Below are 11847 nucleotides of genomic sequence, written 5' to 3'. Positions count from 1 at the left end.
GGTTGTGTATAAGAGACAGCCGCCCGCGGCACCGCCGCCCGCGCCGGTACCCGTGGCTCCCGCCCCGGTGGCTCCGGCCCCCGTCCCGGTGTACGTGCCGCCGGTGGTCGCACCGCCGCAGTACTACCCGCGGCCCCAGAACCCATGGAATCCGCCGTGGTCACCGCCGCGACCAAGGTGGAGTCCGCCGTGGCAGTACGAGCCGGAAATGCCCAAGCTGCCAAAGCCGCAGAAGCCGCCGAAGCCGCCGAAGCAAAAGGAGCCGGGGAGTTATCCCGGCAGTGGCTCGGGCGGTTACCCCGGCAGTGGCTCGGGTCGGTCGCCGCGCATCGACGACGACAGGGGCGGCTCGGGCGGCAACACCGGTCACGGCGGAGGGTCGATCTGCGTGCTGAACATCTGCGCCGGATAGCCACTCGTAACCTGCCGTTGGCCGCACGATCAGTGTCGCGTAGCGGTTAGCTCATCGGGGCTGCATATCAAGGCGGTATGCGGTGCACCGTTTTCGGCACGGGATATCTGGGAGCCACCCACGCGGCGGGGATGGCCGCGTTGGGCCACGAGGTGCTCGGCGTCGACGTCGACGCCGGCAAAATCGCCAAACTCGCTGCGGCCGAAATTCCGTTCTACGAGCCAGGATTGCGGAAAGTGCTGAGCGACAACATATCCGCCGGGCGCCTCGCGTTCACCACCGACTACGACGCCGCCGCCGGGTTTGCCGACCTTCACTTCCTCGCCGTCGGGACGCCGCAGAAGAAAGGGGAGTTCGCCGCCGACCTGCGACATGTACAGGCCGTCATCGACATGCTGGCGCCGAGGCTGCGCCGGTCGGCCGTCATCGTCGGCAAGTCCACGGTGCCGGTCGGCACCGCCGCCGAACTCGGGGCCCGGGCGCGCGCTTTGGCGCCGACGGGAGTCGAAGTCGAGATGGCGTGGAACCCAGAGTTCCTGCGGGAGGGCTTCGCAGTGCATGACACCCTGCATCCCGACCGGATCGTGCTTGGCGTACAACCGAATTCCAGTGCCGCCGAAGTAACGATTCGGGAACTGTACGCCCCGCTGCTGGATCAGCAGATCCCCCTGCTGGTCACCGATCTGCAGACCGCCGAGCTGGTCAAGGTGTCCGCCAACGCGTTCCTGGCCACAAAGATCTCATTCATCAACGCGATCTCCGAAGTCTGCGAGGCCGTCGACGCGGACGTGACGCTTCTCGCCGACGCGTTGGGGCATGACCCGCGGATCGGACGCCGTTTCCTCAACGCCGGCCTGGGTTTCGGCGGCGGATGTCTTCCCAAGGACATCCGCGCCTTCATGGCCCGCGCCGGTGAACTCGGCGCCAACCACGCCCTGACGTTCCTGCGCGAGGTCGACGCCATCAACATGCGCCGGCGCAGCAGGATGGTCGAACTGGCGACGGCCGCGTGCGAAGGATCGCTGCTCGGCGCCAATATCGCGGTGCTCGGCGCCGCGTTCAAACCCGAGTCCGACGACGTGCGTGACTCGCCCGCACTCAACGTCGCCGGGATGCTGCAACTCAACGGTGCCACCGTCAACGTCTACGACCCGAAAGCGATGGAGAACTCACGGCGCCAGTTCCCGACGCTGACCTACTCGACGTCGGTCGCCGAAGCGTGCGAACGGGCCGACGCGGTGCTCGTCCTCACCGAATGGCGCGAATTCGTCGAACTGGATCCCGTCGATCTCGTCGGTGTCGTGCGCGCGAAAGTCGTTGTCGACGGCCGAAACTGCCTCGATGTCGACCGGTGGGCGGGGGCGGGCTGGCGGGTGTTGTGCCTCGGAAGGAGCACCAGTCGGTAGGCTTTGGCTCGTGGAACCGATTCGTCCGGGTCGGCGAACGGACCCAATCCGAAACCGGATCCGGTGGCTGGCACTGCACGGCTTCGTGCGTGGCGTGTCGAAGTTGCTTGCCCGGCGTGGCGACCCGCAGGGCCGGATGATCGCAGATCCCGCCGTACGCGCTGACCCCGTGGCGTTCGCCGACGAACTGCGGGCACAAGGGCCGGTCGTGGAGGCCGCCATCGTGCACCTCACCGTCGACCACGAGATCGGCAGCGATCTGCTGCGGTCCGAGGACTTCGAGGTCATGCCGATCGGGTCGAATCTGCCCAAGCCCTTGCGCTGGGTGGCGGACCGCACGAACTCCGGCCTCCTACACCCGCTGGAACCGCCCTCGATGCTGTCGGTGGAGCCACCCGACCACACCAGGTACCGCAAACTGGTGTCCTCGGTGTTCACCCCCAGAGCCGTTGCCGCGCTGAGGGACCGGGTGCAGGAGACCGCCGACTCTCTGCTCGATGAACTCGCGCAAGCCGGAACCGTCGACATCGTCGACCGCTATTGCGCCCAGTTACCGGTCGCGGTGATCGGTGACATCCTCGGCGTTCCCGACGCCGACCGGTCACGGGTCCTGGAGTTCGGCGAGCGCGGTGCGGCCAGCCTCGACATCGGCCTGACCTGGCCGCAGTACCGCACCGTCTACCGCAGCGTGGTCGGCTTCAACGATTGGCTGTCCGGGCACCTCGAAGGGCTGCGACGCAACCCCGGCGACGACCTGATGAGCCAGCTGATCGCGGCCTCCGACGAGGGCGCCCAACTCAACCAGCAGGAACTGATGGCTACCGCGGGCCTCGTGCTGGCCGCAGGATTCGAGACGACGGTCAACCTGCTGAGCAACGGAATCCGCATGCTGCTCGACCACCCGCAGCACCTCGAGACCCTGGCGCAGCGACCCGAACTCTGGGCGACTGCCGTCGAGGAGATCCTGCGACTGGACCCGCCCGTGCAACTCACCGCGCGCAGGTCGACGAAGCACACCGAGATCGCGGGCCACCGGATCCCGCGGGGCAGGGCGGTGCTCATCTACATCGCAGGCGCCAACCGCGACCCCAAGGTGTTCGACGACCCGGACCGCTTCGACCTCGAGCGGGAGAACGCCGGACGACATCTGTCGTTCTCCGGGGGCAGGCATTTCTGTCTGGGATCTGCCCTGGCCCGCGCTGAGGGCGAGGTCGGACTGCGGGCGTTCTTCGAACGTTTTCCCGATGCGCGACTGGCCGCTGAGGGCAGCAGGCGCGAGACGCGGGTGCTGAGGGGGTGGGCGTCGCTGCCCATCGCCCTGGGGACCGCACGCTCGACGATTAGTTCACCGGCCTGACGGGGTCTGCCCCTTCGAAGAACGGAGGAATTCATGTCGGTTGATCATGTGCTGGCGGTCGTCCCCGTGACTGACGTCGAGGTCAGCGGCCGGTGGTACGCCGATTTCTTCGGCCGTCCGGCCGACAACAACCCGATGCCCACGCTGGTCGAGTGGCAGGTGCGCCCCGGCGCCTGGGTCCAGGTGTTCAGCGATCCCCAGCGCGCCGGAAGTGGTCTGCTCAACTTCGCCGTCGACGACCTGGAGCGCCACCTCGCCGGACTGCGTGACCGCGGCCTCGATCCCGGTGAAATCGTCGCGGCCAGTAAGGGTGTGCGGTTGTCGAAGATCGAGGATCCCGACGGCAACGAGATCGGCATTATCGGGGGTTTCCGCGTCGAGTATTGAGTACGTTCGTGGGCGTGGATTTCCGAGCCGCGCTGCTCGACCAGACCCGCGAATTCGGGGAACTGATCCGCAGTGCAGACCCCTCGACACCGGTGCCGACCTGCCCCGACTGGACGCTCAGACAACTGTTCCGCCACGTCGGTCGCGGAAACCGATGGGCCGCGCGGATCATCGCCGAACGCCGGATGTCGGCGCTGGATCCGCGCGAGGTGCGCGACGGCAAACCACCCGACGACACCGACGGGGCGATCGACTGGTTCAACCAGGGCGCGCAACTGGTGGTCGATGCGGTCGAGCGCGCGGGGGCGGCGACCAGGGTTTGGACCTTCCGCGGCCCGCGGCCCGCGGGTTGGTGGATCCGCCGACGGTTACACGAGGTCGCCGTGCACCACGCGGATGCGGCGCTGGCCATCGGGGCCGCCTACAACCCACCGCCCGAGCTGGCAGCCGACGCGATCAGCGAATGGGTCGAACTGATGGTTGGTGCCGGCGCGCAACCCGCGCTGGATCACGGCAGAAGCATCCACATGCACGCCACCGACGAGGGGCTGGGCCCGACCGGGGAGTGGACCATCGTCCACGACGAGGACGGCGTCTGGTGGTCGCACAATCACAGCAAGGCCGACACCGCGCTGCGCGGCAGCGCCACCGATCTGCTGCTGGCGATCACGCGCCGGCGCGCGGCCGCCGACGCCGGCATCGAGGTATTCGGGGACGCCGCGGTATGGGACGCGTGGTTGGAGCGCACCGGCTTCTAGTCGCGTCGGGCGCGCGCGGGCGTCGCCAGTACCGTGGCGATGCCCGTCGTAAGCGGCACCGACAACGCCAGCGCGATGCCCCCGACCGCCGAGCGGGCGATCTCGATGGCCACACTCTCGCTGGTGAGCACGTCGCCCAAGGCCCGGTTGGCCACGCTGAACAACAGCAGCAGGGGCAATGCGCTGCCCGCATACGCCAGCACCAGCGTGTAGACGGTGCTCGCGATGTGGTCGCGTCCCACCCGCATCGCGCCCGAATAGATCGTCCGCCGCGAGCTGCCCTCGAGCTCGGCCAGCTCGAACACCGTCGAGGCCTGGGTGACCGTGACGTCGTTGAGCACGCCGAGCGATCCGATGATGAACCCGGCCAGTAGCAGGCCGGTGATCGATACGTTGCCCAGGTAGGCGGCGACCTCGTTGTTACGATCCTCTGAGAGACCGGTGAGGTGAGCCAATTCGATTGCGCCCCAGGAGAGGAGCGCGGCGAGCAGCAGCGACGTGAGTGTTCCGAGCAGGGCCGCGCTGGTCCGCAGGCTCACGCCGTGGGCCAGGTAGATGACGGCGTAGAGGATCAGCGCCGAAGCCACCAGCGCGACGGGCACGGCCGCGGCGCCGTCGCGTAGCGCAGGCAGCATGAACACCACCAACACGAGGAACGCGACCACGATGCCGATGAGGGCGCGAAACCCCCGCCACCGGGCGACCGCGACCACCACCACGGCGAACGCCACAGCCAGCGCGACGAGCGGCCATGTCCGTTCGTAGTCGTAGAACGAGTAGGTGGTGGTGCCGGTCGCATCGACCTGACGGGTGATCCTGACGTCGTCGCCGGCCGCGAGATTGGGTTGGCCGGGGCCACCGCTGAATTCGAGCACGGTCGCCGCGCCCTTGTTGGGCCCGGACTGAATCTCGATCAACGTCCGCACGCACTCGGCGCCGCCGCCCGTCGCCGGAATTGGATCGGCGGTCAGCACCTGACCGACTGACGGGCTGCCGCACGTCGCGGTACTGCTCGAGCGGACCAGCCCAGATTCGGTGGTGACGGCGCCGCCCTCGGCGTTTTGAAACGGCAGCGGGATGTCGGTCTTCTGCTGGCTGGGCCACAGCCATGCCGTTCCCGCCAGGACGGCCACTCCGATGGCGATCAGCAGACCGACGACTACCTTCGCGGCGATCGGCCCCAGCGGTGCCGGGCCGGTAGGGGAGTGGGAGTGTCCGTGTGAGTGCGCCACGGACAACAGCCTAGAAGGACGCTACTGCCGGTAGCTGACCAGGAAGTTGCCCAGCCGTTCGATGGCATTGGACAGCTCGCGGGCCCACGGCAGCGTCACGATGCGCAGGTGATCCGGTGTCGGCCAATTGAACCCGGTGCCCTGGGTGACCAGGATCTTCTCCTGCAACAGCAGATCCAGGACCAGCTGCTCGTCGTCGACAATGTCGTAGACCTCGGGGTCCAGGCGGGGGAACGCATACAACGCCCCTTGCGGTTTCACGCAGGACACCCCGGGGATCTCGTTGAGCATCTGCCAGGCCACGTCGCGCTGCTCGAGCAGGCGACCCCCGGGTAAGACGAGGTCGTCGATGCTTTGATATCCGCCGAGGGCGACCTGGATCGCATGCTGTGCAGGAACATTCGGGCACAGCCGCATGTTGGCGAGCAGGCTGATTCCCTCGATGAAGCTGGTGGCGTTCTCCTTCGGTCCGGTGATCACCAGCCAACCCGCCCGGTAACCCGCCACCCGGTATGCCTTGGACAAGCCGTTGAAGGTCAGGGTCAGCACATCGGGTGCCACCGATGCCGTCGCGATGTGGTCGGCATCGTCGTAGAGGATCTTGTCGTAGATCTCGTCGGACAACAGCAGCAGCTCGTGCTTGCGCGCCAAATCCGCGATCTGGGTGAGGATTTCGCGCGTATACACCGCCCCGGTCGGGTTGTTCGGATTGATCACGACGATCGCCTTGGTGCGCTCGGTGATCTTGGATTCCAGGTCGGCGATATCGGGCATCCAGCCCTGTGTCTCGTCGCACAGGTAGTGCACCGGGGTGCCACCCGCCAGTGAGGTGCACGCGGTCCACAGCGGATAGTCGGGCGCCGGAATCAGCACCTGATCTCCGTTGTCGAGCAACGCCTGCAACGTCATTTGAATCAACTCGGACGCGCCGTTGCCGAGATACACATCGTCGACGTCGAATCGCGGGAACCCGTCAACGAGTTCGTAGCGGGTGAACACCGCACGCCGCGCGGGCATGATGCCCTTGGAGTCGGAGTAGCCCTGGGCATACGGCAGGGCCGAGATGATGTCGCGCATGATCACGTCCGGTGCTTCGAACCCGAACGGCGCGGGGTTGCCGATGTTCAGTTTGAGGATGCGATGACCCTCGGCCTCGAGGCGTGACGCGTGCTCGTGCACCGGTCCGCGGATCTCGTACAGGACGTCCTGCAGCTTCGACGACTGCGTGAACGTGCGCTGCCGCGGTCCGTGTCCGGCGGCGTGGATCGGCACGTGGTGGGTGGTCACGTCGTTCATGGTCTCACTTTTGTCCAGCGATTAACCAAAATCGCCGGTCAACGGCTCATCGTTTGCCTGGGGGACGAGCGCCTCTGGCGATTCCGAGGCCCTTGACCGGAGGTGGTTCGGGCTTGTCTCCGTTGTCTCCGCCGGAAGGCCCGGGGGCAGCACCGGATTCGCCATCGGAGTCGGCGGTCTCCTTGGATTCCGGTTGTGCGGCAGCGGGTTTCGGCTCGGCCGGTGGCTGTGCCGGTGCGGCCGACTTCTTGGCCCCGGGCCGGCGTGCGCCCGGGGCGATGCCGAGGCCCTTGACCTCAGGTTCGGGCTTGGAGTCCAGACCCCGATCCGAGTCGGCGGTGTCGGTCTTGGCTCCAGGCTCCGCCTTGTCCGGATCGACGTTCGGCGGTTGGGTGACAGTCGCCTCGCCCTCGTTGGGGGACGCGGCCTGGGTCTTCTTCTTCGCCCCGGGCCGCTTGGCGCCTGCCGCGATGCCGAGACCCTTGACCTCGGGCTCCAGCTTGGCCCCCGCTGTTGATTCGGCCTGGGCATCCGACTCCGCGGACGCTGCCTGCGCGGCTGGTGCGGCTTTCTTGGCGCCGGGCCGCTTGGCGCCGGCAGCGATACCGAGCCCCTTCGCGGGTGCCGCTGCGGCAGCGGGCTTTTCGTCGGCCGCCGGCTTGTCGCCCGCAGGGGCGGCAGCCTTCTTGGCGCCCGGACGCTTGGCGCCGCCGGCGATTCCGAGGCCCTTGACGGGTTTGGTCTCGGTGGCCGTAGCGGCTTCGACCTTGGGCTCCGGTTCGGCCTGCGCCTCTTCCCCTGCCTCGGTGGGCGCTTCCTCCACGGGCGCCTCTGCGGCGAGCCGGGCTGCGCGCTCCTCGGCCTCCTTAGCCGCGGTGCCCTTCTCCGGCAGCGTGATGGTGCTCGTGTCCAGCGAACCCAGCAGCAGCTGGGCCACGTCGAGCACCTCGGCCTTCTCCACCTCGCGGGCCGCCGAGACCTCGTCGACGCCGTCGGTGATCATCACGCGGCAGAACGGGCAGCCGGTCGCAATGGTCGAGGCGGTGTCCATGGCCTCCTCGGTGCGCTCGGTGTTGACGCGCTTGCCGATGTGTTCTTCCATCCACATCCGCGCGCCGCCGGCGCCGCAGCACAGGCCGCGGTCGGCATGCCGAGGCATTTCGGTCAGCTTCGCGCCGGACGCCCCGATCAGCTCACGCGGCGCCGAGTACTCCTTGTTGTGCCGGCCCAGATAGCACGGATCGTGGTAGGTGATGTCCATCCCGCCGTCGGTCGGGGTGACGGGGATGAGCTTCTTGTCGCGCACCAGCCGGTTCAGCAGCTGCGTGTGGTGCAGCACCGTGAAGTTGCCGCCGACCTGCGGATATTCGCGGCCCAGCGTGTTGAAGCAGTGCGGGCAGGTGACGACGATCTTGCGGTCCACCCGCTCGACGCCCTCGAACAGCTCGTTGAGCGTCTCCACGTTCTGCGCGGCCAGCTGCTGGAACAGGAACTCGTTGCCCGAGCGGCGGGCCGAGTCGCCGTTGCAGGTCTCGCCCTCGCCGAGCACCAGGTACTTCACCCCGGCGGCGGCCAGCAGTTCGGCCACGGCCTTGGTGGTCTTCTTCGCACGGTCCTCGTAGGCGCCTGCACAGCCCACCCAGAACAGGTACTCGTAGCCGTCGAAGGACTCCACGTCCTTGCCGTACACCGGGACGTCGAAGTCGACCTCGTCGATCCAGTTCGTCCGGTCCTTGGCGTTCTGGCCCCACGGGTTGCCCTTGGTCTCGAGGTTCTTGAACAGCACGCCGAGCTCACCCGGGAACTCGGACTCCATCATCACCTGGTAGCGGCGCATGTCGACGATGTGGTCGATGTGCTCGATGTCGACGGGGCACTGCTCGACGCAGGCGCCGCACGTCGTGCAGGACCACAGCACGTCGGGGTCGATCACGCCGCCCTGTTCCTCGGTGCCCACCAGGGGCCTGGTGGCCTGCTCGGGACCCGAGCCCAGGATCCGCTCGAAGCCGGACTCGGGAACGTGCTCGTGCGAATGTTCCTCGGATTTCTTCTCCCCGCGCAGTTCCTCGCCGAGGCCGCCCTCGGGGGTGTTCTCCAGCGGCGTTTCCTTGTCGCCGAGGATGTAGGGCGCCTTGGCGAACAAATGGTCGCGCAGGTTCATGATCACGAGCTTGGGCGACAGCGGCTTACCGGTGTTCCACGCCGGGCACTGCGACTGGCACCGACCGCACTCGGTGCACGTGGTCATGTCGAGGTACGCCTTCCACGTGAAGTCCTCGATCTTGCCGCGGCCCAGCACCGCGTCCTCCGGCGGATCCTCGAAGTCGATCTCCTTGCCCTCGTACTCGACGGGCAGCAGCGGGCCGAGGCCGTCGGGGAGCCGCTTGAACGTGACGTTGATCGGCGCCAGCCCGATGTGCAGGTGCTTGGAGTGCAGCACGATCAGCAGGAACACCAGCATCACCGCGATGTGCGCCAACAGCGCGATGGTCTCGATCCACGAGTTGGCGGTGTAGCCCAGCGGGCTCATCAGCCACCCCATGAACTGGGAGAAGAACGCGCCGTTGCCGTAGGGAAGGGCGTCCGTGTTGACCGCGGCGCCGCGCACCAGCGCGTAGGTCCAGATGACGTTGAAGATCATGAACAGGATCAGCCAGGCACCACCGGTGTGCGATCCGTAGAACCGCGAGTCGCGGCCGTGCTGTTTGGGCTCCTGCCTCACCCGGATGATCGCGAACGTGATGATGCCGAGCAGCACCGCGACGGCGAAGAAGTCCTGCAGGAAGCCCAGAACGTCCCAGCGGCCGATGATCGGGATGTGGAAGTCGTGGTCGAAGAGCAGGCCGTAGGCCTCGAGGTAGACCGACGCGAGGATGAAGAAGCCCCACATCGTGAAGAAGTGGGCGAGGCCGGGCAGGGACCACTTAAGTAGTCGGGTTTGGCCGAAGACCTCTTCGATCTGAGTGGTGATGCGCCTGCCGAGGTTGTCCTTGCGGTTGTTCTCCGGGCTGGTGGGCGCGCCGGAGCGGATCAACGACGTCAGCCACAGCACGCGTTTGGCGGCGAAGACCAGAACGAGGGCCGTCAGCCCTAGCCCGACGACGAGCCTGATCAGCATCTGCGTATCCACCGCGCGCCTCCCATTCTCAAGTTACCCGAGGGTAACTTACCGTAAGTTACCGGTGGGTAACTTAACTCAGGCCTGCTCAAGCCCGGGAGTCATAGTTGCATCTCCAAGGGAAACACCGCTACGAAGGTTGTCCTAACTACGCACCGTCGGTCGGGCTGGACTCGTCGGGCACGGTGTCGGTACCCGTTTGCTCGCCGCTCGAATCCGGGTCGACGGGATCACCATCGGGAGATGGGGTGCCGTTGCCGGGTCCCGGATCGATCGGTGGGGGGTCGGCCACGGGAGGGGTCTGCGGATCGGTCGGCGGCTCAGGGTCGGCCGGCGGCTCAGGGTTGGACGGTGGGGTCTCGGGTTCCGGTGACGGATGGGCGCTCGTCGGTGGCGTGGGTGTCCAGGGCGGTGCTGCGGGCGCCATCTGCGCGGCCGGTGCCGGGCGCGGGCTGCGGTGCTGGGGTGTGGACGATCGCTGCGCGGGTTGCACGACGACCGTGGTGAGTTGAGGGGCCTGCGGCGCCGGGGGTACTGGAGTGGGAGCCGGCGCCGCAGGCGTGGGGGGTGGCGTGGCCGCGGGACTGAGGACGGTCGCCGCCTCGACCGGGGTGGCGGTGTCGCCGCGCAACTGCGTGAAGCCGAACAGGGCCGTCGTGACCACCGCGGCGGCCGCCGCGAGGCCGAACAGGATGAGCGGGGAGCGTCGCGGTGCCGCCGCCTCCTCCTGCCACTGCTCATGCTCGAAGTGAAGTTCGGGGCGCGAATCGGTGAAGGGCAGGGGCGCATCCTGCTGGTCGTCTTCGGACCAGGCCAGCGCGCCGAACGTGGCCGACGACGGTCCGGCCTCGACCCGGACGGTGGCTTCATCGATCCCGGCGGGCGCGAGCGTGGTCTCCGGGTCGACGACGCGCCGGCGCTGGGCGATCAGAGCGGTCCCGACGGCGGCGGCCAATTGCGGCCGCGCGGTGGTCACCACCGGTACCCGCAGGTGTTCAGACAGCTTCTGCGTGAGCAGAGGGATGCGTGCGCCGCCGCCGACGGTCGCCACCGCCGAAACCGCGGCGTCCGGAACCCCGTAGCGTTCAAGCGTTTCATCCACCGCGGCAAGGAAATCCGTGACCGGCCGCTGAATGAGCCCCTCGAGCTCGGCGCGGGTGACCCTGACGTCCGCGTGGTGTCCAGGCAGAGCGACGGCGACGGCCGTCGCGGTGTGGGCCGACAACCGCTCCTTGGCGGCGCGGCACTCGTCGCGTAGCCGCGCCAGCGAACCGACGACAGCCGTTCCGGGCGGGTCGGTGTCAGCAGCCAACGGAGCCATCACATGTGCCATCAGCGCCTGATCCACCAGATCGCCGGAAAGATCGGCGAACCGGACGGTCTCGCCGACCACGGCGTGGTCCGAGGATGCGTTGACGAGCGTGATGTTGGTGCCGCTGCCCCCGAAGTCGCAGAGCACGACGACGCCGCGAGAGGGCAGCCCGGGTTCGGCGTTCAGCGCGGCCACAGCGGCGGTCGCGTCCGACACCACCGGCACGTCGCCGCCCAGGGCGTGGCGCAAGGAGTCGGCGACCGACGGACGCCAGTGCGCGGGTACGGCGACCGTGATGTCCTCGGCCGACTGAGTGAGCGTGCGCAACGCTTCGGCGAGCAGTTGCTCGGGGCGATGGGCGGAGCCGTCGGAGGCGATGAGCGGAACCGGGTCGCCGATGCGGTCGACGAACCCGGTGAGTCGCTGCCCGTGCAGCGTGAGCTCGGAAGGCCGGATCACCGCGGCGTGTCCGTCACTGGTCGCGGCGAGGTAGGTCGCGCCGACCGAAACACCCAGCGGCCGGTCCGGAGTTGCCTGGTGATTGAACATGGCATGACGCTATGGCGCTC

The 11847-nt window shown here is 67.8% G+C and carries 8 protein-coding genes and 1 pseudogene; 5 read left to right on the top strand and 4 right to left on the bottom strand.

Annotation, left to right across the window (positions count from 1 at the left end):
- The 5 genes and pseudogenes from A5790_RS25935 to A5790_RS05930 all read left to right on the top strand — a co-directional run.
- Positions 1 to 412, top strand: a pseudogene (locus A5790_RS25935) (hypothetical protein); the annotation flags it as partial.
- Positions 413 to 489: 77 nt separating this feature from the next.
- Positions 490 to 1818 (top strand): UDP-glucose/GDP-mannose dehydrogenase family protein, encoded by a 1329-nt coding sequence (locus A5790_RS05945; protein ID WP_066841852.1) that lies wholly within the window; start codon positions 490 to 492, stop codon positions 1816 to 1818.
- A 46-nt stretch (positions 1819 to 1864) separates the two neighbouring features.
- A complete protein-coding gene (locus tag A5790_RS05940) occupies positions 1865 to 3175 on the top strand; it encodes a cytochrome P450 (RefSeq protein WP_231987616.1) in 1311 nt (436 codons plus the stop codon).
- A 33-nt stretch (positions 3176 to 3208) separates the two neighbouring features.
- Positions 3209 to 3562 carry a VOC family protein gene (locus A5790_RS05935; RefSeq protein ID WP_066841851.1) on the top strand — a complete coding sequence of 118 codons (354 nt, stop codon included), beginning with the start codon at positions 3209 to 3211 and terminating at the stop codon, positions 3560 to 3562.
- A 14-nt stretch (positions 3563 to 3576) separates the two neighbouring features.
- A complete protein-coding gene (locus A5790_RS05930) occupies positions 3577 to 4320 on the top strand; it encodes a maleylpyruvate isomerase family mycothiol-dependent enzyme (RefSeq protein ID WP_066841859.1) in 744 nt (247 codons plus the stop codon).
- Here A5790_RS05930 and A5790_RS05925 read toward each other — a convergent pair.
- The 4 genes from A5790_RS05925 to A5790_RS05910 form a co-directional block, all read right to left on the bottom strand.
- Positions 4317 to 5552, bottom strand: coding sequence for a YibE/F family protein (locus tag A5790_RS05925; protein WP_066841850.1), 1236 nt, complete (start codon positions 5550 to 5552; stop codon positions 4317 to 4319). The two genes, A5790_RS05930 and A5790_RS05925, sit on opposite strands and share 4 nt — an antisense overlap.
- A gap of 21 nt (positions 5553 to 5573) precedes the next feature.
- Positions 5574 to 6848 (bottom strand): pyridoxal phosphate-dependent aminotransferase, encoded by a 1275-nt coding sequence (locus A5790_RS05920; RefSeq protein ID WP_066841849.1) that lies wholly within the window; start codon positions 6846 to 6848, stop codon positions 5574 to 5576.
- 46 nt (positions 6849 to 6894) lie between these two features.
- On the bottom strand, positions 6895 to 9978 hold the full coding sequence (locus A5790_RS05915; protein ID WP_066841848.1) for a 4Fe-4S dicluster domain-containing protein: 3084 nt from the start codon (positions 9976 to 9978) through the stop codon (positions 6895 to 6897).
- A gap of 136 nt (positions 9979 to 10114) precedes the next feature.
- Positions 10115 to 11827, bottom strand: coding sequence for an Hsp70 family protein (locus A5790_RS05910; protein WP_066841847.1), 1713 nt, complete (start codon positions 11825 to 11827; stop codon positions 10115 to 10117).
- Positions 11828 to 11847 lie beyond the last annotated feature (20 nt).

Source organism: Mycobacterium sp. 852002-51152_SCH6134967, from assembly GCF_001667105.1.
Taxonomy (GTDB): Bacteria; Actinomycetota; Actinomycetes; order Mycobacteriales; family Mycobacteriaceae; genus Mycobacterium; species Mycobacterium neumannii_A.
Note: the sequence above shows the minus strand (reverse complement) of the source record. Positions and strands in the feature narration are given on the sequence as shown.

What these genes read in the sequence shown, in the direction of transcription:
- A5790_RS05920 (WP_066841849.1), bottom strand. Translation starts at nt 6,848, where the DNA reads ATGAACGACGTGACCACCCACCACGTGCCGATCCACGCCGCCGGACAC.
- A5790_RS05910 (WP_066841847.1), bottom strand. Translation starts at nt 11,827, where the DNA reads ATGTTCAATCACCAGGCAACTCCGGACCGGCCGCTGGGTGTTTCGGTC.
- A5790_RS05945 (WP_066841852.1), top strand. Translation starts at nt 490, where the DNA reads ATGCGGTGCACCGTTTTCGGCACGGGATATCTGGGAGCCACCCACGCG.
- A5790_RS05935 (WP_066841851.1), top strand. Translation starts at nt 3,209, where the DNA reads ATGTCGGTTGATCATGTGCTGGCGGTCGTCCCCGTGACTGACGTCGAG.